Source organism: Pseudomonas sp. B3G-3, from assembly GCF_028640915.1.
In the GTDB taxonomy this organism is placed as follows: Bacteria; Pseudomonadota; Gammaproteobacteria; order Pseudomonadales; family Pseudomonadaceae; genus Aquipseudomonas; species Aquipseudomonas chlororaphis_I.
In genome coordinates this window covers 1-20,745 of the sequence record NZ_JAQZAB010000073.1, presented here as the reverse complement: position 1 = coordinate 20,745, position 20,745 = coordinate 1, and the positions used below count along the sequence as shown (strand labels likewise).

Here is a 20,745-nt window from a genome sequence, read left to right as displayed (position 1 = left end):
TTCTACTGACCGATTACTTGTCTTTGGGGAACACGGTGCCGAGATTGCGCCAGTTCTCGTTGGAAGCCTGGGCGTCCTTGTTCCAGTCGGGGTAGGTACTCATCATGTCCGGCACCTGGGCCGGCCACCAGCACGGGTCGGAGCAACCGTAGAGGTCGGCCTCCATCGGCTGGCACAAGGACGACACGCCACCGAAGGCATCGATTTCCCAGCCCGGGTCGGTGGTCGAGGCACAACCGGCCACCGAACTCATGGCAACCACCTCTTCGATACGGTTCTCGTCGGCGGCCTGTTCCAGTTTCTGGGCTTTGTTATTGATCGGCTTGAGATGTTTCATGTCAGTGAGCCTTGCGCGGAGTGATGTAGCTGCTGATGAACGCAGGGTTGTTGGCCATGATCCGGCTGTAGACCTCGATGCCGAAGTCCACCCAGTCACGCATCAGTTCGCAATAGTGATAGGTCGGGTGCGCCGGGTCGCCGTAGCGGGCGTAGCTCTCGTGGTAGCAGCCGCCGGAACACAGGTTGCGGATGCGGCAGCTGTCGCAGCCGGTGTTGCTGCGGTCCAGGCGCTGGGACAGGAAGTCGTTGAGCTCCATCTGCTTGACCCCGCCGTCGCGCACATTGCCGAAGGTCGGCAGCGATGAGCCGGTAAAGCGGTGGCACAGGTTCAGCTCGCCCTTGTGGTCCACCGCCAGCATCTTCAGCCCGGCGCCACAGGGCAGCGCCTTCTTGTGGCCTTCGTGGATATCGGTGATCAGCTGGTGCAGGTTGGAAAAACCGATATTGCGATGCTCCAGGGCCGCCTCCAGGTAACGCCGGCCCAGGCGCTTCATGCTGGCGAAGACTTCGATCAGTTCTTCGCCGGTGAGGTTGAAGCTGCTGATATCGCCCGAGGTCACCGGGGCAAACCCGACCTCGGCGAAACCCAGTTCGTTGAACAGGTGGTCCCAGATGGTTTCCACATCGGTGACGCCAGTGGTCAAGGTCACCCGCGCACCGACCGGGCGGCTGTCGTAGCGCGCCAGCAGCATCTTCGCCTTGCGCCGCACCACGTCATAGGTGCCCTGCCCGCCCACGGTGATGCGGTTGCGGTCGTGCACGGTCTTCGGCCCGTCGATGCTCACCGACAAGCCAAAGCGGTGGGCATTGAGGTAGTCCACTGTCTCCTCGGTGAGCAGCGTGGCATTGGTGGTCATGACGAACTCGACGAACTTGCCCGCCTCGCGAAAACGCTTCTCGCAGTAGTCGACCATGTATTCGATCAGCTTGCGGTTGCTCAGCGGCTCGCCACCAAAGAACACCACGGTGAAACGCTGTTCATCGGGGGATTCCCTGAGCAGCATTTCCACCGAGGCGATAGCCGTCTCGACGTCCATCTTCTTGCCCGCCGAGGGCTTGTCCAGGTCCTCCTTGTAGCAGTAGGTGCAACTCAGGTTGCAGCCGGTGTTGACGTTGAGCACCACGGTGTTGATCGCCGTGCGCTCGACCCGTTTGACGGCGATCTCCGGGGTCAGCGGCGAGCCGTCGCTGACCAGTTCCAGGGCGATCAGCTCGCGCAGGGTTTCGTTGATTTCCTCGCCGTTGAACCGTGCGCCGAGGCGCTGGACCAGGTCCTCCGGGGTGCAGCCGGGGCCGCGCAAGGTGTCGATGATGGTGCCGGTCAACTCATCGCTGGCGAACAGCGAACTGCTGGGGATATGGAACAGCATGCGGTCGGCATCGACCTGCACTTCGTGCAGGTTGCGTTCGACCAGATTCAAGATAGCGCCCATTGCAAACCTCCTGTGCCGGCCCCCTTTCGCGGGGGCCTGCGGTCATTCCGAAAGGGTGTCTCAAGTCACGGACCGCGCCTCAAGGGATGGGTGGATTGTTCCAGCGTTGCACGGTGACGATCAGGTGGCCTGCGCCGGTCAGGGATTTCCCTGCGTCGTCGACGGCGGCGATCACCTTGAGGTTGCCGGCGTTGTTGGTGGACATCTTGCGCTGCGGGTTGGGCCCGGCATCGCCTGGAATGAACACGCCGCTGTCGGCCTGCATGGTGCCGGCAAACTTGACGTCCTCGTCTTCCTTGGCGCGCTCGTCGAAGGCTTCGACCTTCCACTGCGCCGGGAACACGCCGATGCGGTACGGCTTGCCATCGGCGCCCTTGCCCCAGGCTTCGGCATCGAAGCGGCCCTGGACCTTGGGCGTCGAGCCACCGCCCTCGCCGATACGCGCCACCGAGAACTCAGGCACGACTTTGACTTCGGCGATCGTGCTGTAGACCGACAGCGTCGGGCCTTTCAGCGTGCCGACGGTGACGTTGCGCAGGCCCGGCTGGGCATCGGCAGCCGCCTTGAGTTTGAGCCTGATCCGCTGCGGGCTCTGCTCGATGACTTCGAGCACTTCCACGCCCTTGCCAAAACTCGGCTTGCCGGTGAGGCCACTGCCGATCAGGGTGACTTCGGTTTCACCGCCAGCCTTCAGGTAACCCGGTTGCACCGCCAGCAAACGACTGCTGCCCTGCTTGGCGGCGACGAAGTCCAGGCCGCGTTCGTCGTGCTCGGCCTCGAACATCCGGCCCTGCAATTCATTGCCTTTGGCAGCGAACACCTGGCGCATGCTCACGCCGTCGATGCTGACATTGCCGCGCCATTCGTAGCCGCTGTAGAGGATCGCGCTGCCCTCGCCGTTGAACGGACTGCCGTCGGCGTACTGGCCCTTGACGCTGACCTTGAAGGTGTCATTGCCATCGGCGCTGACGCTCATCACCCCGGCCAGTTCGCCCTTGCCCGGCAGGTGGCCGCTGAAGCTCCAGTCGCCTGCCAGGGTCTCGGCCTTGGGTGCGCTGCCCAGCCATTTTGTCCAGGCCGGGTTGTCCAGCGGATACCGCTTGGCCAGCAGCGGCACCATCTCCTTGCGCGCCAGGTCGAACCAGTCGCGGTCGCGGGACAGCGCCTGGTACTCCAGGGACGGCCATTGGCCGAGGTGGAAGTTCACCAGGCGTTCCCACTCCTGGGCCGGACGCCGTTGCAGGGCGACCCGTGCACCGGAGTGGCAGCGGCCGCACATCTGGCTGGTTTGTTCGTCGAACTTCTCCACTGTGTTCAGGCGCCGCTCCAGGGCGTAACGCACGCCGTCGGTTTCGCTCGGCGCCAGGCCCTGGGTGTCGGCCAGGTATTTGACCAGGGTGCGGCGGTCGTCGTCGCTGATCTGCAGGCCATGCATGATCTGCATGCGGGCGATGCTCATCAGCCAGCCTTCCGGGGTCTTGCGCTGGTGGCTGATGCGGCTCAGGCCGCCCCCCGTTTCCGGGGTATGGCAGCCCTGGCAGGTCTCCTTGAGGATGGCCTGGGCATCGCGCGCCGCGAGGCTGGGAGGGGAATGCAAGGCGGCGCAGACCGCCAGCGCCAGCAGGCCGCTGGACATGCCTGCTCGGAGTGTTCTCTTGATCAAGGTCGGACCTCCACGGAGCTTTTTATTAGGAGCTTTATTATTGTTGTGCGTCGTTTTTATGGTTTCTGCCATGCCCGTCGCGCCGGGCATGGAGGCAAGAGAAACGGCTGAGGTGAGCAATACACGGAGCGTGCCAGCTTACAAATGATGTGTTTTATCAAGGGCTTGCTGGAGTTCCAGGACACACCTCCCAGGCAATCGCCGGCCGTCCGCGTTTAATTTCGCGACAACTGTTCCACTCTGAGACGAGACCCGCCCGTGCCTGCAAGAGCAGAGGGATCTTGAGAGCTAAGCATAGGAAGGGAGAGGTCGCTGGCAGCGGAGCTGCATTCTGAATCTCCCCCGAGAAATGGCTGTGGCACCCTCTTTGGCAGCTGCTACGATGCCTGGCTTAACCGCTTCAGCCCCCGGCCCTGACAGGAATCGCGCCATGCTCAATGCCCTGCTTTTCGATCTCGACGGCACCCTGACCGACACCGACCAATTGCACCTGCTGGCGTTGCAGCAGTTGTTGCTGGAGGAAGATGGCCGGGTGTTCACCCATCAAGAGTTCGAGGCCCATGTCAGTGGCCAGGCCAACGCCAATATGTGCCGCTACCTGTTCCCGCAGCGCTCGGTGGCCGAGCACGAGGCCTTTGCCGACCGCAAGGAGGCGCGCTTTCGCCAGTTGTCGCCGCAGCTGACGCCGATGCCGGGCCTGTTGCGCCTGCTGGATTTCGCCCGGGAACGCGGCATCGGCATGTGCGTGGTGACCAATGCGCCACGGGCCAACGCCGAGCACATGCTGGCCGTGCTGGGGCTGGGCGATCGCTTCGACACCGTGCTGGTGGCCGAGGAATTGCCGCGGGCCAAGCCCGACCCGCTGCCCTACCTCACCGGCCTGGAGTGCCTGGGTGCCAGCGCCGAGGCCGGGATGGCCTTCGAGGACTCGATCCCTGGCCTGACCGCCGCGGTCGGGGCCGGGATCTTCACCGTCGGCCTGGCCACCAGCCAGAGCCCCGAGGCCCTGCTGGCCGCCGGTGCGCATCTGGTGGTCGAGGACTTCAACGACCCGCAATTGTGGGCGGTGATCGAGCGGATGCTCGGCTCGCGCTGAAGCTGCGCCCAACGGTCTGATGGGAAAACTCAGAAATAACCCAAGGCTTTTTCAGTTGTGTCTGATGGTCCGACGTGCATTGGCTCTTGAAGATAGCGCCCCGCACGCCTGTCGTATCAAGGACCTTCATGAACGCCCTCACCTCCCTCACCCTGCTGGCCCTGCTTGGCCTTGCAGCCAGCACGGGCCACGCCCAGGAAGACCCCGAACCGGCCCCGCCGGAAGCCACCAGCAGTTGCCTGACCCGCGGCGAGGCCATCAAGAGCAGCCTGGAAAAACTCCTGCCCGACCCCGCGTACCGCCAACTGGCCGGCCTGCAACGGGCGCTGGATCCCCTCAGCCGCTATTGCGACGGCCTGCACTTCGAGCACAACCCGCCCCTGCGCCAGGCCGAGTACCAGGTGATATTGCGCCAGATGGAACTCGACGCCGCGCAGCGTTATGGCGACCCGAGCATCATCGACAAGCGCAAGGCGCGGCTCACCCACGCCCTGCAAGTCCTGCAATACGCCCTCGGCGCCCACGACAGCTGAAGCGGGCTTCCTGCCCGTTGCGCTTCGTCAGCGGCTCGCTCCGGCGAGCCCGGGCTGCTTTGGTGCCAGATTTTTCCCAACGGATTCAACGACCTGCAAAACCCGCTCGGGAGTATTCAGAATTCCTCGCAGATGGGAATGCAACTAATTGTTATGCAAGGAATTTTCTAAAATTTCTCTAAGATTGTTCTGAATTGTGCCGATGGATTTTGTAGGACAAAAGGAGCAATCTGGAAATGAGAAACAATCAGCCCGTTACACAACGCGAAGTGGCTCTGGGGTCGAACCAGAAACTCATCTCCACCACCGATGCCCATGGCGTCATCAGCTACTGCAACGATGCCTTCGTGGACATCAGCGGTTTCGACCGCGATGACCTGATCGGCGCTCCACAGAACATCGTCCGTCACCCCGATGTCCCCCCCGCGGTATTTGCCCATATGTGGGCAGCGCTGAAACAGGGCCAGCCGTGGATGGGCATCGTCAAGAACCGCTCGAAGAACGGCGACCATTACTGGGTCAACGCCTACGTCACGCCAATTTTCGAGGGCAGCCGGATCGTCGGCTACGAGTCGGTCCGGGTCAAACCCAGCGCCGAACAGATCCGTCGCGCGCAAGACCTCTACCAGCGCCTCAACCGCCAGCAGCCGGCCATCCCCCGCCGACATCGCTGGCAACCGGCCCTGCTCGGCTGGGCGCCCTTCCTGGCCACGGGCCTGGCCGGTGGCCTGAGCGGTCTCTGGCTGGCGCCGCCTTTGGCGCTGGCGGTGGCCGCCGGGGTCTCCGTGCCCCTGGCGCTGCTGGCGATGCAGCGCCAGAACCATGCCGCCCGGCGCCTGCTGCAACTGGCCGACTCGTCCACCTGCGACCCGTTGATCGCGCAGATGTACAGCGACGCCCACGGCCCCCAGGCGTGCCTGGAAACCGCCTTCGTCAGCCAGGACGCGCGGCTGAAAACCTGCCTCACCCGCCTGCAGGACAGCGCCGAGCAGCTCAATGCCCTGGCCAGCCGCTCTGACACCCTGGCCAGCGACAGCTCCCGCGGCCTGGACCGCCAGCGACTGGAAACCGAGCAGGTGTCCGCCGCCGTCAACCAGATGGCCGCCACCACCCAGGAAGTGGCCAGCCATGTGCAGCGCACCGCCGACGCCACCCAGGCCGCCAACCAGTTGACCGGGCGTGGGCGCGAAGTGGCCCGCGATACCCGCGAAGCCATCGAACGCCTGTCGCAGGTGGTCGGCGAGACCGGGCAGAACGTCGCGCAACTGGCCAGGGACAGCGACGAGATCGGCACCGTGGTCGATGTGATCAAGGGCATCGCCGACCAGACCAACCTGCTGGCACTCAACGCCGCCATCGAAGCGGCCCGCGCCGGTGACATGGGCCGCGGTTTCGCCGTGGTGGCCGACGAGGTGCGCCAGCTGGCCCAGCGCACCGCGCAATCGACCCAGCAGATCCATGAGCTGATCACCCAGTTGCAGAACTCTTCGCAAAACGCCGTGCAGAGCATGGAAAGCGGCCAGCGCCAGGCCGAGGAAGGCGTGGCCCGGGTGCTGGAGGCCGACCAGGCGCTGCTGGGCATCAGCGAGGCAGTGGCCAACATCACCGACATGACCACCCAGATCGCCGCCGCCACCGAGGAGCAGAGCGCCGTCGCCGAGGAAATCAGCCGCAATATCAGCACCATTGCGCAACTGGCCGACCAGACCTCGGAACAGGCCCATCACTCGGCCGAACTGAGCAAGGAACTGACCCAGACCGCCACCACCCAGTACTCGCTGGTGGAGCGTTTCAACCGCTAGGTCAGCGGCGCTTGTGCCGATCTATCGCGAGCAAGCTCGCTCCTACGGAGAATGCGCAACCCCTGTAGGAGCGAGCTTGCTCGCGATGACGGATGGAGGAACAACGCAACAGCCTGGGCCTTCGCCGGCCGGACAAGCGAGACTGCGACTGAGGGCGTTATTGCTCCTCGGCCTTCTGCTCCTTGCAGTCCTTCAACAGCTGCTGCTCCTTGGCGGTGTGGTCGGCTTCCAGGAAGCTCAACAGGCCGCTGTCGCCCTTGGTGTGCCAGCGGTAGCTGTTCTGCTCGTCGTCGGCGACATACAGCGCGCCGGAGCCGGAACGGGCGATATGCATCGGGATCAGCTGGCCCTTGTAATACAGGGTGGCGAACGAAGCACCGTTTTCGATATTCAGGTAGGCCGCCTGCACCTCCACCCCACCCTCGCAGCGGTAGCTGGCCAGGCTGCTCTGGTACGCCGGCAGTTCCGGCTCGGCCGGGGTCGTCGCGGCCTGGGCAAAGAATGGAGCCAGCAACACGGCGGTTCCCAGGATCGTTGAAATCTTCACTGCACATCTCCTTGTTCAATGCTCCTTTTATAACGAGCCCCTTTACGACGAATTCGCGGCGGGTAAGTTCAGGCCGGACTTGTCTCAAGGCATTCGCAAATTGCGACAGCCTGTATCCGGCGCCCTTCCGCCTCCGCAAATAAACCCGATTCAAATCATCGACTTAAGCGCCAGCCAAAACTGGCACAGGGGTTGCGAAAGCCCTCGCCTCACGCATAACAAGAGGTTCTGTCATGGCTATTGCAACCCTGCTCCCCGCCACCACCGCGTTTATCCAGCGCGCGCCGCGCATGCTGATCGGCGCCGAATGGGTCGAGGCCGCCGACGGCCAGACCATGCCCCTGCGCAACCCGGCCACCGGCGAGCAACTGTGCGTGGTGCCGCGGGCCACGGTGGACGATGTCGACCGCGCGGTGCTGGCTGCGCGCCAGGCCTTCGACGATTCGCCCTGGAGCCGCACCCGCCCGCGGGAACGGCAGAACCTGCTGTGGAAACTCGCCGACCTGATGCAGCGCGACGCCGAGCTGCTGGCGCAACTGGAATGCCTGAACAACGGCAAGAGCGCCGCGGTGGCCCAGGTCATGGACGTGCAACTGGCCATCGACTTCCTGCGCTACATGGCCGGCTGGGCGACCAAGATCGAAGGCAGCAGCGTCGAGGTCTCAGTGCCGTTGATGCCTGACCAGCAGTTCCACAGTTTCATCCGCCGCGAGGCGGTGGGCGTGGTCGGCGCCATCGTCGCCTGGAACTTCCCGCTGCTGCTGGCCTGCTGGAAGCTCGGCCCGGCCCTGGCCACCGGCTGCACGGTGGTGCTCAAGCCGGCCGACGAAACCCCGCTGACCGCGCTGAAACTCGCCGAGCTGGTGCAGGAAGCCGGCTACCCCGACGGCGTGTTCAACGTGGTCACCGGCACCGGCATCACCGCAGGCGCCGCCCTGACCCATAACCCACGGGTGGACAAGCTGACCTTCACTGGCTCCACCGCGGTGGGCAAGGAAATCGGCAAGATCGCCATGGACTCCATGACCCGGGTCACCCTGGAACTGGGCGGCAAGTCGCCGACCATCGTCATGGCCGACGCCGACCTGGGCAGCGCCGTGGCCGGCGCCGCCAGCGCGATCTTCTTCAACCAGGGCCAGGTCTGCTGCGCCGGCTCCAGGCTGTATGTGCAGCGCAAGCACTTCGACAAGGTGGTGGCCGATATCGCCGGCATCGCCAATGCCATGAAGCTCGGCAGCGGCCTGGACGCCAGCGTCGACATGGGCCCGCTGATCTCCGCCCGGCAGCAGGAACGGGTCTGGCGCTACATCGAAATGGGCCGGGAAAGCGGCGCCACCATCGCCTGTGGCGGCGAGCAGTTCGGCCCCGGTTATTTCGTCAAGCCGACGGTGATCGTCGACGTCGACCAGCAGCATTCGCTGGTGCAGGAAGAGATCTTCGGCCCGGTGCTGGTGGCCATTCCCTTCGACGACGAAGCCGATGCCCTGCGCATGGCCAACGACAGCCCCTACGGCCTGGGCGCGAGCATCTGGTCCAACGACCTGGCGGCGGTGCACCGGATGATCCCGCGGATCAAGTCCGGCTCGGTCTGGGTCAACTGCCACAGCGCCCTCGACCCGGCGCTGCCGTTCGGTGGCTACAAGATGTCCGGCGTGGGCCGGGAAATGGGTTACGCGGCGATCGAGCATTACACCGAGCTGAAATCGGTGTTGATCAAGCTCTGACCCGCGCTAGCCCTAGCGCCCCGCACTCGCGCAGGCGCTCCTCAACCGCGGCGCCGGGGTCTGCCCGGCGCCTCCCGACGACTGGTCCAAGGTCACCGACCCGCTGCCCGGTCCGCGCCCCGAACGGCTGCTACGCTCAGCCCGAGCCGGCTCGATAGCTGCCCTGCGAGCCTGGCTCACCCCCTTCAACCCACACCTCATCACCACCGAAAACCCGAGGAAAGCATCATGGGATCAAATGGAAATGATCACGACTGGGTCCAATGCGGATGCCACAACCCCATCTGGAACGCCCTGAAGGACAGCCTCGACCCGGCCAGCCATAGCGCCAACCAACCACAGGACGCCAATGAACTGGCCAAGGAGCCGGCCGGCGAGTCCATCATCTTTACCAACGGCACCATCTACCCCTTGCGCGACGGCAACATGGACGAACGGGTCGAGGCCCTGGGCATCCACGCCGGCGACGTGGTCGCCTCCGGCACCCTGGCCGCCGTCGAAGCCCGCATGAACGCCCTGGGCATCACCTACAAGAAGCAGTCCCTGAACGGCAAGACCCTGTTGCCCGGCCTGATCGAACCCCACGCCCATATCGTGCAGAGCTGCGCCATGGAAGGCTGGCTGAACCTGGGGGCCATCGATAGCGACAACCCGGATGAGCACAAGAACCAGCGGCTGCGGCCCACCTATGACTGGAACTGGTTGAAAAGCACCATCCAGGGCAACCTGCCCAAGGACAACTCGACCTGGATCCTCGGCCATCAGGTCGATCCGGCGCTGATGCCCTTCCAGGTCGTCCCCCACGGCCTGAACAGACTCATCACCTTTCACTGTGGCTCCGGCGACGACATCGGCAACCTGGACACCATCGACAAGCAGCACCCGATGCTGCTGATCAGCGCGTCCATGCACACCGCCTACCTGAACACCGCGGCGAGCGACGCGGTGTTCAAGAAGACCGGTGTAAGGGCCGACAACGGAGTCCTGCAGGAAGCCGAGGTGCTGGCCGCCATCAAGAGCATTCCCCTCCGGCAGCAGCTGGAAATACTGAATATCTTCAAACACCTCGAGGACTACTTCGACAAGGCTTCGCGCCGCGGCATCACCCTGCTCTACGACGCGATGATGGACTCCCAGTCGAAGCTGGTACTGGGCGCCTACTTCCTGACCCGCCCCCGCAAGCTGCGGATCGGCTACGCCGCCGCCTGCGATGGCACGCCCGAGGCCATCGGCAAGCTGCCGCGCTACCAGCCGGTCAGCCGGGAACAGGCCAAGCGCTTCTATCAGGGCGCGGTCAAGCTGGTGTCGGACGGTTCCAACCAGGGGCTGACGGGCTACCAGGCCACGCGCTACTGCTGCGAGGCGACACGGCCGGTGGGCAACTTCAATTTCTGCGACCAGGACCACACCCCGGTCACCACACCCGATACCTACAAGACCGTGGTGCGCAATGCCGTCGAAACCGGCTGGCCGCTGATGATCCACGCCAACGGCGACCGGGCCATCGACTTCACCCTGCAAGCCTATGAGGCGGCCCTGCAAGGCAACAGCGCCCTGGAAAAACGCCACCGCATCGAGCACTGCTCGCTGCTGACCGCCGACACCCTGCAGACCATGCAGCGCCTGGGCCTGTCACCGAGCTTCCTGATCGGTCATGTCGGCTACTGGGGTTACGCCTTCAAACAGGCGATCTTCGAAGGCAAGGCCGAACAGATGCTCGACCTGTGCCAGTCGGCCCTGGACCACAACCTGAAAGTGACCCTGCACAGCGACTGCTCGGTAACGCCGCTGGGGCCGCTGCGTTCCATGGAACAGGCGGTGACCCGCAAGATGGAAGGCATTCGCGATGCCCAGGGACGGTTCGTCCATGACCCAAGGCTGCAACCGATCCTCAATGAAGCCGAGTGCCTGACGCGCAAGCAGGCCTTGAAAGCCATCACCTATGACGCCGCCTGGCAGTGCCACGTCGAGGGCTGGACCGGGTCGTTGCAGGACGGCCATTTCGCGGACCTGGTGATTCTCGAGCAAGACCCGCTCGACGAAAAAGTGCCGGCCACCCACATCAGGGACATCAAGGTCTGCGAAACCTGGAAAGGCGGCCACCGGGTGTACGTCAATCCCGATAGCTGATCGTTAGCTGTCGCAAGCCGGGCAGCGGGCTTTGGATGGCCGCTGCGCGGTTCGCGGGCAAGCCTCGCTCCTACAGGGTTGCCTCATCTTCTGTAGGAGCGAGGCTTGCCCGCGATCAATCGCCCAGGCACCACATATCCGCTGATCGATCGCCCGAGCCTTTTACGCCGGCTGCGCCGCCGATCGCAGCCTGCGGCAGCGGCTACAAAAGCCGCCCCCTTCGCCTCAAGGCTTGTAGCCCTGCCCCAGCAACCAGCCACGCACAGCCCTGTCCTGCTCCGCGCTCAACCCCGCCAGCAGCTGTTGCACCGGTTCGTTGGGCAAGCGGCGCAACAGCGGCGCCAGCTCCACCCCCTGCACATGCCAGATGCCCAGCGGCTGGTCCGGGGTGATCACCACCTCGGCTTCGTCCACCAGCCCCTCGCGCAATACTGGGGCGCGCTCGATGCGCAGGGCGGAAAAGTCCGCCTCGCGGTGCGCCGGTTCACGGTCCGGCCATTGCCGGCGGGCCTGCCAGAACAGCCGTTCGGCCCAGCGCTGCTCGTCGGCGTAGAAATCGCGGCCGATGCGGGCGAAGCGCAGGAACAGTTGCTCCACCCGCCGGGCATGGAAGCGCTGCGCCAGGGCCGCGCGTTCGGGCCGTTGCAGCAGCGTGTTGATCACCGCCGGCGCCTGCAACGCCGAGGACAGCGACTGGAAGATACCGTTGCCCGACAGCGGGTCCACGGCCATGGCCGCATCGCCCACGCGAATCCAGTTGGCGCCACACACCTGCGGGCAGAGAATCGCCGTGCTGCTGCGCGCGTGCAGTTGCAAATCAAGCTCCGGCCCATCAGCGAAAAACTCCCGCACCAGGGCCGAACCCCGGCGCCGCTGACGGCAGTAATCCAGCAGTTGCGCCTTGCCCGGTAACTCGGCGCTGGCCACGTCCACTGTCAGTTGCCAGTAACACTGGCCATCGGCCTGGCGCGCCATCCAGGCCCAGCCGTCCTCAAGGCTGTGCACGGCGCTGGCGGTGGCGCCCGGCGCGCCCTGCCAACGATTGAGCAGGCTGAGCGTTTCCGGGCCCCGCAGGCCTTTGCCCAGCGCTTTACTCAATGCCGGCGCCTGGCGCCCGCGGGCCTCCACCAAAAAATCCGTTAGCCGCTCGGGCTGCCCCTCGATCCGTACCCGATGCCCGCTCGCCGTCGACTGCACCTCCAGCACCCGACCTTCGATCAACTCGACCCCGGCCTCGCGCAGATCCTCGCGCAAACCGCGATCGAAGCGCGGGCGATCCAGCAGGTATTCGACGTTCTGCCCATGGCTCTGGCCGTTCCATGCCACCTGGCGCTGGGACGCCTGCAACCCAGCCTCCAGCGCCCGCCCCAGGCCGGCGCCACGCAGGGCTTCGAGCACCCGCAGCGACACCCCTTCCAGCGCCGGGAAACGCCGCCACTCGCTGACCAGCGCCACCGCGTAGCCCAGCCGTCGCAAGCCCAGGGCCACCGCGGCGCCAGCCGGACCAGCGCCGAGAATCAGCAGCGGCCTCATGGCCAGCCGCGCCGTTCGGGGCCGTGATAGCGGGCATGGGTCTGCAGCCACTGGACCACCTGCGGGTTGTCGGCGTCGTGGTGTTCGCCGAGGTAACCGGCGATATGCCCGCTCAAGGCCGCGCAGCCCAAGCTCGCGCCGGACTGGCCGGGGTGGCTGCCCTGCACGCAGGCGGCGAAATCCGCCTGCTGGCTGTCGAGCCACGACCATTCGCCGGGGGTGCAACGGGCATCGCCGGTCACCCGCAGCACGCCCGGGTAGCGGGCCGGAAATACGCCTTCGCCCTGGGCCGGGCTCGATGCGCACAACAGCACGCCGCGGGCCAGGGCGGCGGCGCAGGCTTCGCGCAACAGGCTGCGGTCCTGGCGCAGCCCCAGGCTGAGGTTGATCAGCCGCACCCGCTGGCTCACCAGCCAGTCCAGGGCGCTGGCGATCTGCAGGGCGCTGGTCACCCCGCGCTGGTCGAACACCTGGGCCACACAGAAACGCGCCTTGGGCGCCCGCTCGCGGATCGCCTCGATGATCGCGCTGCCGTGGCCGAGGGGGTCCTCGCGCAAGTCCCCCTCGCCGACCCCGTCCTCCACCAGGTAGAAGCGCCGCCCGGCCACCACCTGCGGGCGTTGCGCGGCCGTATGCCCGCTGTCGACCACGCCGATCCGCAGCTCAGGCTTCATGGGGCACCTTCACCGATTGCAAGACGCCGTCCACCAGCTCGAAGCGCAGGTCGGCGTCGGCCAGGGTCGAGGGCCGGTGGCTGATCAGGATCCGCGTGCGCCCGGCGAACAGCCGGTCGATGGCCTCGATCACTTCGCGCTCGGTGCTTTCGTCCACCGCCGAGGTGGCTTCGTCCAGCACCAGGATCAGCGGGTCCTGAAGCAGCGCGCGGGCAATCGCGATCCGTTGTTTCTGCCCGCCGGACAGCTGCTGACCGCGCTCGCCCAACGGGCTGTCGAGGCCTTCGGGCAGCGACTCGATCAGGCTGTCCAGTTGCGCCAGCCGCGCCACCTCGGCCACCGCCGCGCGCGGTGCGTCGGGCACGCTGTAGGCCAGGTTGTCGGCCAGGCTCCCGCGGAACAGCACGATGTCCTGGCTGACCACGGCGATGCGCCGGCGCAGCTCGAACAGGTCGAGCTGGCGCAGGTCGACGCCGTCCAGCAGCACCTGCCCGGACTGCGGGTCGTGGTGGCGTTGCAGCAGGTCGATCAGGGTCGACTTGCCGACCCCGGAGCCGCCGCCCAGGGCCACTTTCAGACCATAGGGAATGCGTGCCTCGATGCCGCGCAGGGTGCTGGGGCGCCCCGGGTGGCTGAAATGCACGTCGCGGAAATACAGCTCGCCGCCGCTGGGCATCGGCAGCGGTTGCGCCGGCGTGGTCACGCTCGGTTGTTCGCCGCGCAATTCCATGACCCGGCCCAGGCTGACGGTCATGCGCTGGATCGCCACGTACAGCCCCAGCAGGCTCTGCACCGGCCCCACGGCCATGCCCAGGTAAGTGGAAAAGGCGATCAGCGCGCCCAGTTGCCAGGTGCCCTGCACCACCCAATAACCACCGATCAAAAACGCACAGGCCCGCGACAGCGAGGTCAGGGTGCCGGGCACCGCCTGGGTGAAGAACTCGCTGACCTGCAGGCGCAGCAACTGGCTCATGTAGCCCTGGCCCAGGCGCTCCAGGCGCCGGGCTTCGCGCTGCTGCTGGCCGGCGCTCTGGATGAACTTCATCACCGGCAGGGTCTCGACCATGAACGACGACATGTCCGCCGAACGCTCGCGCAATTGCCGCACATCGCGCTCGACCTTGCGCCGCATCCAGCGCAGCCAGAGCAGGTCCAGGGGGATCAGCAGCAGCGCCAGCAACGACAGCTGCCAGGACAGGGTCACCAGCATCGCCAGCGCCACCAGCAGGCCGATCACGCTGGACACCGCGGAGAACAGCGAATCGACGGCAAACCGCTGGATCTCCGCCACGTCGCCATCGAGCCGCGACATCAGGTCGCCGATCCGCCGCTGGCCATAGAAGCCCGGCGACAGGCGCTGCAAATGGCGGTACAGGTCGTCGCGCAGGGCGAACAGAATCCGCCCCGACAGCCGCGTGTGCAGGTAGCGGTTGATGCCCGACAGCGCGGTGCCCAGCAGCCCGGCGAGGATCATCAGCCCGGCGATCCACACCAGCATCGGGAAATTGCGCGCCAGCAGGCCGTCGTCGATCAGCAGCTTGGTCAGCCACGGCTGCACCAGCACCAGCAGCGAGGCGCACACCGACAGCGCCAGCAGCCCGGCGATGGCCAGGCGCTGCGGGCGGACAAACCCATACAGCCAGCGCAAGGCGGCTTGCAGGGCCGCGGGGTCGGGGCTGTCCACCAGCCGGCTGAGCAGGCGCGACATCAGCTGCGCAACTGCTTGAGCTTGCGGTACAGGGTGGCGCGACTGATGCCCAGGGCATCGGCGGCGGCGGAAACATTGCCCTGGTGACTGTCCAGCGCCTGGCGGATCAGCTCCAGCTGGTTCTCGCGGATGCTGCCGGTGGCCGGCCGCTCGCTGGCGTTGAGATCGTCGAGCATGCTGTCGGGCAGATGCTCCAGGCCCAGGGCCGCTTCGCCCTCCTCGCGCATCGCCAGGGCGGTGCGCAGGACCATCTCCAGCTGGCGGATATTGCCCGGCCAGTGATAGCCGGCCAGCAGCTGGCGCAGGTCTTCGGCCAGGGCCACCCCGGGGCTGCCAAGCTTGGCCAGCAGGACCTCCAGCAGCGCGTCGAAGTCCTCGCGTTCGCGCAGTGCCGGGAGCATCACGCTGATGCCGTTGACCCGGTAGAACAGGTCCTCGCGGAACTGCTTGTCGGCCACCTGCTGCTTGAGGTCGCGGTGGGTGGCGCAGATCAGCGCGATGTCGATGTCCTGCTCTTCGCCGGCGCCCAGCGGCGCCACCTTGCGGTCCTGCAACACCCGCAGCAGGCGCGCCTGCAAGGCCAGCGGCATATCGCCGATTTCATCGAGGAACAGGGTGCCGCCGTGGGCCTGTTGCAGGCGGCCGATCATGCCGCCACGGCGCGAACCGGTGAAGGCGCCCTCGCGATAACCGAACAGCTCCGACTCGATCAGGCCCTCGGGGATCGCCGCGCAGTTCACTGCGATAAAAGGTTTGTCGGCGCGGCTGCCGGCCAGGTGCAAGGCGCGGGCAACGACCTCCTTGCCAGTGCCGGTTTCCCCCAGCAGCAACACCGGCAAGGCATTGGCCAGGCCCTGGCGGGCCATGCGCAGGGCGCGGGCATAACGGCTGTTGCTGCCGGCCAGATTGTCGAGTTGTGGGTCGAGTTGCGGATGGCTCGGGGCATTCTTCGGCGCACTGCGCGGCACGCTGCTGACAGTGATCGAGCGTTGCGGTGCGCGCAGGGTCTTGTAGAAAAACTCGCCCTTGGCGGTCTGCAGGCTGCCGATGCCGCCCTGTTGCAGGCGCGCCAGCAAGTGCAGGCCGTCGACGCCGAGAAACTCCTCGCAGCGCCGGCCGACCAGCGCTGCGCGCGAGGCATTGAGCAACTGGCAGGCCTGGGTGCTGACCGCGAGGATCTGCCCGCCCAGGCTCAGGGCCAGCAGGCCTTGCCAGGGGGATTCCAGGTACTGCCGGCGGCTGTGGAAGGCCAGGACGATCTGCTCCGGATAAGAAGCGTTGAACACCCGGCTCTCGATCTGGCTGACCGCCATGGCCAGCAGCGCCGAGCTATCCTGGAAGCGCCCCAGCGGACCTTCGCGGGTCAGGTCGAGCACGCCGAGGATCTCGCCCTGGGGGCAATGGATGGGCACCGAGGTGCAGGAAAAATGGCTCAGGCGATCCAGGTAATGTTCGCCGCAATCGATCAGGGTCGTGCGGGCTTCCACCAGCGCCGTGCCCAGGGCATTGGTGCCGCGGGTGGCTTCGCTCCAGCAGGCGCCGAGGGTGATGTCTTGCACGCCGCTGCCCTTGAGCCGGTCGGCGCGGCCTTCGATCGACAGAATAGTGGCGTCGGCATTGGCCAGGATGATCAGGCCATCCTGGCCCTGGCGCTCGGCCAGGTAGTCGATGGCGGGGATCGCCGCGTCGAGCAGCAGGCGATTGCTCGCCAGCAGCACCTCGAGGCTGGCGCCGGATTCCAGGGTCAGTTCCGGCTGGCCATTGAAGTGCACGCCATGGCTGAGGCTGCGCCGCCATGAAGCATCGATTTCCGCACGCAATACGCCGTCGGGGACTTCGCCTTCCAGATGGAGTTTTTTCCGGGCCAGTCCGGCCTTGTGCTGCAGCTCGCCCGTTGTTGTTCTTATAAGAGTCATCAAGCGCTCCGAATCGGTCCGCCCGGCCCTCCCCGGTCCATTCCCTTGGATTGCGAGGAGCACGCAAGCCAAGGCCAATGTCTACACCCGGTTCAGATGGCAGTAAAGGGAAGTTTGGCCCGTGGCCAGCCTTGCCTTTAAGAAGCAAAACCTGCGCCACGGAACAAACCGCGCCAGGGCATCTTGACGTTAACGTAAAGCGGATGGCAAGTGCCGTATGGCGCAAAGGAGACACCTGCATCATCGCCCATCGCGGGCCATCGAGCGTCGCCCGGCCGCTCCTACAGATGCCTGTGTCTCTGTAGGAGCGAGGCTTGCCCGCGAAGCGATTTCACAACCACAGCAATCAGAACCTCCAGGCTGAGGCTACGGATGCATTCGCCGAGACAGGTGCACCTGTACAGGTCACTGCCACTTTGCTTTGCAGGCAGGCAGAAATACGCACGATTTATTTGTGCCAACCTACAACTTTGCCAATGACCCATAGGAGAAAAGCAAAGCCCAGAAGCCCGATTACGCTCCACTGCAGCCATGCCAACTTCCGTTTAAATGGCAGGGGAAAATGGTTTAAATCCTCAGCACTCAACTCCCCCCTTTTGAGATAAAAACCGGGAAACGTCACGATCCCGGAGATCCCCCCAATCAGTAAAAGTTTCCCCCAGGGACCACCGTGCCTTAACGGAGCGCGCACCATGATGGCTGAACAGTTTTTCAGATGGTCCAAGAGTTCATCCAGCTTGGTATAAGCCATGTGCAACGCGACACCGATCCAGACAAATGCACCGAGAATCACGACTCCGCCCAGGTAGCCGAAAACGATCTCAGGGGTATTCATTGGCAGCTCTCGTAAATGACCTCAAACAACACCCAGCTTGACCACCGCCGCAAGGCCCGTCATGACCAATAGCAGCCCTAATCCACTCCACTGCAGCACGACCAACTTGCGCTTAAGCGCCGCAGGAAACCCAAGCAAATCCTCGGCACTGACCCAACCACGCTTAAGGTGAAAATTGGGGAAAGTCACAAAACTGGCAATGCTCCCGACCAGAATCAGTTTCCCCCATGGACCACCGTGCCTGAGCGTGGTCAATGTGCTGAGCACAGCACTGTTCTTCAGATGATCCAACATCAAGTCCATCTTGGTGTAGGCCATGTGCAAGTAGATACCGAGCGAAATAAATATCCCTGCAAAATCGACGAGGCCGACCACCAGAAATATTTTGTCTGCCGTATTCAGGCTCATTTGACTGCCTCATAAATTTTCTCAGCCATTGCTTCTCCGGCAGTTTCACCAAGGGCACCAGCAGCAAAAGAAGCGCCCCCTACCACCACCACACCACAAGCCAAAGAAGCTAAGCCACCTGTTGGAATACCCAATCCAACGCACAATGCTCCGACTGTGTTGCCTGTTAACACCGCACCTGAGAACGCACCACCTGCGACCCCACCAGCAAAGCCCCCCATCTTCGTGAACTTGACCCGCTCACAAGCCTCGGTGTTGCCTGCCGTACAGACGTCCTGAACCTTCATATAAGAAGCTCCACCGCCAAGAGCCGTGCCGATCCAGCCGCCATACTTGACGACTTTAGCCGCCTTGGCCACTCCCTCGATGTGCGTGGCATAACCGGGAATCTGCTCCGCGGCCCCGGCCTTGGTCCAGCGGTGAACCAGACTGCGGCTGGAGATCCCCAGGGCACTTTTCAGGTTCGGATGATCGGGGAAGCCAATGCCTTTTCGGGTCATGGAGGTGAGTCGGGTATTGAGTTGCGCCAGCAGCTTTTTACGTTCGGCAAAGAACTCCGGCGACCGCAGGTGGCCCTCTTTCTGGAACGTGCGTTGATGCAACGCTTCAATATCGCGCAGCGTGGTTTTGACGTCTTCCAGGTTCTTGGCAAACATCGCTTCACCGATGCCGATAGCTGTCGAACCCTGGGCCAGAAAGTTTTCGATTTCGTCTCGGTGCCTGGCCATGAAGTTCGCTTCTTCCGCGCTGAGCGGTTTGAGTGCGTCATTGGTCTTGGCCGCGGCCTCCATCAGCAACCCTTCTTCGCGGGTACATTGCAGGTTATTGGGATCGCTGAGCAGGATCATCGAGCCCGCTTTGACGTCGCTCAAGTCGGGATTCAGCGACTCAAACTTGCTCATCACGGCTGGGTTGCGAGCAGTGAACAGCACGGACTCAAGCTGTTCACGGCTCATGCTTTCAGGCACGACGTAAAAGCCCGGCTCTTGCGGTTGAGGTTTTACGACAGATTCGGCATCCGGCAACGCAGGCTTGGTTTTTTCTCGCACGCGATGATCCAGGGAGCCCGCCGCCCAGCCCTTTCCAGTGATGTGTGAATACTTGCCGAACGTGTCGCCGCTCAAAGGGCTGAAAGGGTCATTCGAGACCAGCAGCCAATCGCCCTTTTCTACGCTTGCCAGGATTTCACGCAGATCATCGTTCGATAGATGGCCGCGCGAACTGCCGTGGGCATAAAGCAAATCATCCAGCCCATCGATTCTGTTGCCGTAATGTCCGAGGGCCTGCTGAACCTCGAACCGGGCAAAAAATGGCAACTCGATTTTGTTGAAACCAATTCCTTCACGCTCGCGATCTTGCCGACGAATAAGGCGCAACCCCATACACCCTCCTCCCTGATAAACGATGCGTCCAAACAAGCCGTTGAACGCAGCGGATCTATTGATAAGGCGGGGGGATGGTGCTGGCCGTCATCTGTCGGCTCAAGGGAACAGAGCACTTGAACAGGGTAAAACCGTGTATTTCAGGAGAGTCCTACAAGCGTGCCTGTACTTGTCTGACGCTGGAGCCGGATCAAGGTCTGAGATGGCGTATTGGTCGCCTACTCTGTTGTTACGTTCAGTCATTGAGTCGGGGCTTGCGCTCATGAAGGCGCGTCATTACTCTGCGCCGGTCGCTGCCAAATCAGCGACCGGGTGTAGGAGCCCGAGAGTCGCACCGTGCACAAGCACCCAGCTTTTTCTGGGTGTTTTTTGCTGCCCTGTGTTTATGGCGGCTGTGCGCGGGCACGCTTCGGCGTGGCCGGGTCGTGCGACCGGTCTCCTACCCCGCGTACAGCTGCCACCCCGCTTGTAGGAGGGTTGGGTGGTCGCCCACTTAACGCATGGAGCTACATCAATGAACGGATATATCCCGCTTCACAGCACTGCCACCGAGCATCCTGTCCTGCTGATCGATTCCAACGCCTCGCTGGTGGACTTACTGGCCTGCGCCGACCGGCGCGTTCGCGCCATTCACAAACTGATGAACAGCCTGTCTTGCATGACCGCGCGTACCGCGGATGAAAGTGATTTGTTCCAGATCGCCGATATCGCCTCGCTGCTGCTGAGCGATGGTGTGGCGTTGCTGGATGTTGCCCAGGGCAAGGCGATGCAAGGGCCGTCTCTAAGCGCTTAAGCTTCCCCTCCCGACGTCCTCTGCGACAGCCTGTTGCAGGCACTAAAAAAGCCCCTGGATCTTTTGATTCAGGGGCTTTGGTATGAGTGGTGTGCATCGGCGACGCGTTATCGTTGGCGTTTATTGTGGGCGAGGCCGATCCCGCCCCGCCCGGGATGGATAAAACGTCCCCCCCTGTCGACCTAGAACGCCCAGCGCATACCCAGCACGACCTCGCTGGAGACCAGGT

The 20,745-nt window shown here is 64.2% G+C and carries 17 protein-coding genes and 1 pseudogene; 7 read left to right on the top strand and 11 right to left on the bottom strand.

The window, feature by feature from the left end:
- Positions 1–13 precede the first annotated feature (13 nt).
- From qhpC to peaA, 3 genes are all read right to left on the bottom strand, one after another.
- The gene (gene qhpC, locus PVZ80_RS07985) at positions 14–337 is read right to left on the bottom strand and encodes a quinohemoprotein amine dehydrogenase subunit gamma (RefSeq protein ID WP_007921889.1); all 324 of its coding nucleotides are present in this window, start codon (positions 335–337) and stop codon (positions 14–16) included.
- Position 338: 1 nt separating this feature from the next.
- On the bottom strand, positions 339–1,772 hold the full coding sequence (peaB, locus tag PVZ80_RS07980) for a quinohemoprotein amine dehydrogenase maturation protein (protein WP_273863637.1): 1,434 nt from the start codon (positions 1,770–1,772) through the stop codon (positions 339–341).
- 79 nt (positions 1,773–1,851) lie between these two features.
- A complete protein-coding gene (gene peaA, locus PVZ80_RS07975; protein ID WP_273863644.1) occupies positions 1,852–3,432 on the bottom strand; it encodes a quinohemoprotein amine dehydrogenase subunit alpha in 1,581 nt (526 codons plus the stop codon).
- A 433-nt stretch (positions 3,433–3,865) separates the two neighbouring features.
- On the opposite strand from peaA, the gene PVZ80_RS07970 reads away from it, so the two are divergent.
- The 4 genes and pseudogenes from PVZ80_RS07970 (at position 3,866) to PVZ80_RS33930 (ending at position 6,866) form a co-directional block, all read left to right on the top strand.
- A complete protein-coding gene (locus PVZ80_RS07970) occupies positions 3,866–4,531 on the top strand; it encodes an HAD family hydrolase (protein ID WP_009050019.1) in 666 nt (221 codons plus the stop codon).
- 128 nt (positions 4,532–4,659) lie between these two features.
- Positions 4,660–5,064, top strand: coding sequence for a DUF1090 family protein (locus PVZ80_RS07965; RefSeq protein ID WP_009050020.1), 405 nt, complete (start codon positions 4,660–4,662; stop codon positions 5,062–5,064).
- A 236-nt stretch (positions 5,065–5,300) separates the two neighbouring features.
- Positions 5,301–5,615, top strand: a pseudogene (locus PVZ80_RS33935) (PAS domain-containing protein); the annotation flags it as partial.
- A gap of 255 nt (positions 5,616–5,870) precedes the next feature.
- Entirely contained in the window at positions 5,871–6,866 is a 996-nt protein-coding gene (locus PVZ80_RS33930) for a methyl-accepting chemotaxis protein (protein WP_414860578.1), read from the top strand.
- Between the two features lie 157 nt (positions 6,867–7,023).
- Here PVZ80_RS33930 and PVZ80_RS07955 read toward each other — a convergent pair whose 3' ends face one another.
- On the bottom strand, positions 7,024–7,413 hold the full coding sequence (locus PVZ80_RS07955) for an MliC family protein (RefSeq protein ID WP_273863636.1): 390 nt from the start codon (positions 7,411–7,413) through the stop codon (positions 7,024–7,026).
- A 233-nt stretch (positions 7,414–7,646) separates the two neighbouring features.
- On the opposite strand from PVZ80_RS07955, the gene PVZ80_RS07950 reads away from it, so the two are divergent.
- Positions 7,647–9,137, top strand: coding sequence for an aldehyde dehydrogenase family protein (locus tag PVZ80_RS07950; protein WP_016702420.1), 1,491 nt, complete (start codon positions 7,647–7,649; stop codon positions 9,135–9,137).
- A gap of 228 nt (positions 9,138–9,365) precedes the next feature.
- A complete protein-coding gene (locus tag PVZ80_RS07945; protein ID WP_273863635.1) occupies positions 9,366–11,267 on the top strand; it encodes an amidohydrolase in 1,902 nt (633 codons plus the stop codon).
- A 225-nt stretch (positions 11,268–11,492) separates the two neighbouring features.
- Here PVZ80_RS07945 and qhpG read toward each other — a convergent pair whose 3' ends face one another.
- The 7 genes from qhpG to PVZ80_RS07910 all read right to left on the bottom strand — a co-directional run bounded on the left by qhpG (position 11,493) and on the right by PVZ80_RS07910 (position 19,723).
- Complete coding sequence (qhpG, locus tag PVZ80_RS07940) at positions 11,493–12,800, bottom strand: flavin-dependent monooxygenase QhpG (protein ID WP_273863634.1); 1,308 nt, start codon at positions 12,798–12,800, stop codon at positions 11,493–11,495.
- The gene (gene qhpE / locus PVZ80_RS07935; protein ID WP_124301926.1) at positions 12,797–13,474 is read right to left on the bottom strand and encodes a subtilisin-like serine protease QhpE; all 678 of its coding nucleotides are present in this window, start codon (positions 13,472–13,474) and stop codon (positions 12,797–12,799) included. The genes qhpG and qhpE overlap by 4 nt, the downstream gene beginning before the upstream one ends.
- Positions 13,464–15,182, bottom strand: a complete 1,719-nt coding sequence (locus tag PVZ80_RS07930; protein WP_016702424.1) for an ABC transporter ATP-binding protein — start codon at positions 15,180–15,182, stop codon at positions 13,464–13,466. The genes qhpE and PVZ80_RS07930 overlap by 11 nt, the downstream gene beginning before the upstream one ends.
- Positions 15,182–17,098 (bottom strand): sigma-54-dependent Fis family transcriptional regulator, encoded by a 1,917-nt coding sequence (locus PVZ80_RS07925; protein ID WP_273863633.1) that lies wholly within the window; start codon positions 17,096–17,098, stop codon positions 15,182–15,184. Before PVZ80_RS07925 ends, PVZ80_RS07930 begins: the two co-directional genes overlap by 1 nt.
- 448 nt (positions 17,099–17,546) lie before the next feature.
- Positions 17,547–17,933 carry a hypothetical protein gene (locus tag PVZ80_RS07920; RefSeq protein WP_124311756.1) on the bottom strand — a complete coding sequence of 129 codons (387 nt, stop codon included), beginning with the start codon at positions 17,931–17,933 and terminating at the stop codon, positions 17,547–17,549.
- A 21-nt stretch (positions 17,934–17,954) separates the two neighbouring features.
- Positions 17,955–18,341 (bottom strand): hypothetical protein, encoded by a 387-nt coding sequence (locus PVZ80_RS07915; RefSeq protein WP_038577387.1) that lies wholly within the window; start codon positions 18,339–18,341, stop codon positions 17,955–17,957.
- The gene (locus tag PVZ80_RS07910; protein WP_273863632.1) at positions 18,338–19,723 is read right to left on the bottom strand and encodes a hypothetical protein; all 1,386 of its coding nucleotides are present in this window, start codon (positions 19,721–19,723) and stop codon (positions 18,338–18,340) included. The genes PVZ80_RS07915 and PVZ80_RS07910 overlap by 4 nt, the downstream gene beginning before the upstream one ends.
- A 514-nt stretch (positions 19,724–20,237) precedes the next feature.
- Here PVZ80_RS07910 and PVZ80_RS07905 point away from each other — a divergent pair.
- A complete protein-coding gene (locus tag PVZ80_RS07905; protein ID WP_038633999.1) occupies positions 20,238–20,516 on the top strand; it encodes a hypothetical protein in 279 nt (92 codons plus the stop codon).
- Positions 20,517–20,745 lie beyond the last annotated feature (229 nt).

Coding starts and splice junctions, on each gene's coding strand:
- PVZ80_RS33930 (WP_414860578.1), top strand. CDS start 5,871: ATGCAGCGCCAGAACCATGCCGCCCGGCGCCTGCTGCAACTGGCCGAC.
- PVZ80_RS07915 (WP_038577387.1), bottom strand. CDS start 18,341: ATGAGCCTGAATACGGCAGACAAAATATTTCTGGTGGTCGGCCTCGTC.
- qhpG (WP_273863634.1), bottom strand. CDS start 12,800: ATGAGGCCGCTGCTGATTCTCGGCGCTGGTCCGGCTGGCGCCGCGGTG.
- peaB (WP_273863637.1), bottom strand. CDS start 1,772: ATGGGCGCTATCTTGAATCTGGTCGAACGCAACCTGCACGAAGTGCAG.
- PVZ80_RS07950 (WP_016702420.1), top strand. CDS start 7,647: ATGGCTATTGCAACCCTGCTCCCCGCCACCACCGCGTTTATCCAGCGC.
- PVZ80_RS07920 (WP_124311756.1), bottom strand. CDS start 17,933: ATGAATACCCCTGAGATCGTTTTCGGCTACCTGGGCGGAGTCGTGATT.
- PVZ80_RS07930 (WP_016702424.1), bottom strand. CDS start 15,182: ATGTCGCGCCTGCTCAGCCGGCTGGTGGACAGCCCCGACCCCGCGGCC.
- PVZ80_RS07910 (WP_273863632.1), bottom strand. CDS start 19,723: ATGGGGTTGCGCCTTATTCGTCGGCAAGATCGCGAGCGTGAAGGAATT.
- qhpE (WP_124301926.1), bottom strand. CDS start 13,474: ATGAAGCCTGAGCTGCGGATCGGCGTGGTCGACAGCGGGCATACGGCC.
- PVZ80_RS07965 (WP_009050020.1), top strand. CDS start 4,660: ATGAACGCCCTCACCTCCCTCACCCTGCTGGCCCTGCTTGGCCTTGCA.
- PVZ80_RS07945 (WP_273863635.1), top strand. CDS start 9,366: ATGGGATCAAATGGAAATGATCACGACTGGGTCCAATGCGGATGCCAC.
- PVZ80_RS07970 (WP_009050019.1), top strand. CDS start 3,866: ATGCTCAATGCCCTGCTTTTCGATCTCGACGGCACCCTGACCGACACC.
- PVZ80_RS07905 (WP_038633999.1), top strand. CDS start 20,238: ATGAACGGATATATCCCGCTTCACAGCACTGCCACCGAGCATCCTGTC.
- PVZ80_RS07925 (WP_273863633.1), bottom strand. CDS start 17,098: ATGACTCTTATAAGAACAACAACGGGCGAGCTGCAGCACAAGGCCGGA.
- qhpC (WP_007921889.1), bottom strand. CDS start 337: ATGAAACATCTCAAGCCGATCAATAACAAAGCCCAGAAACTGGAACAG.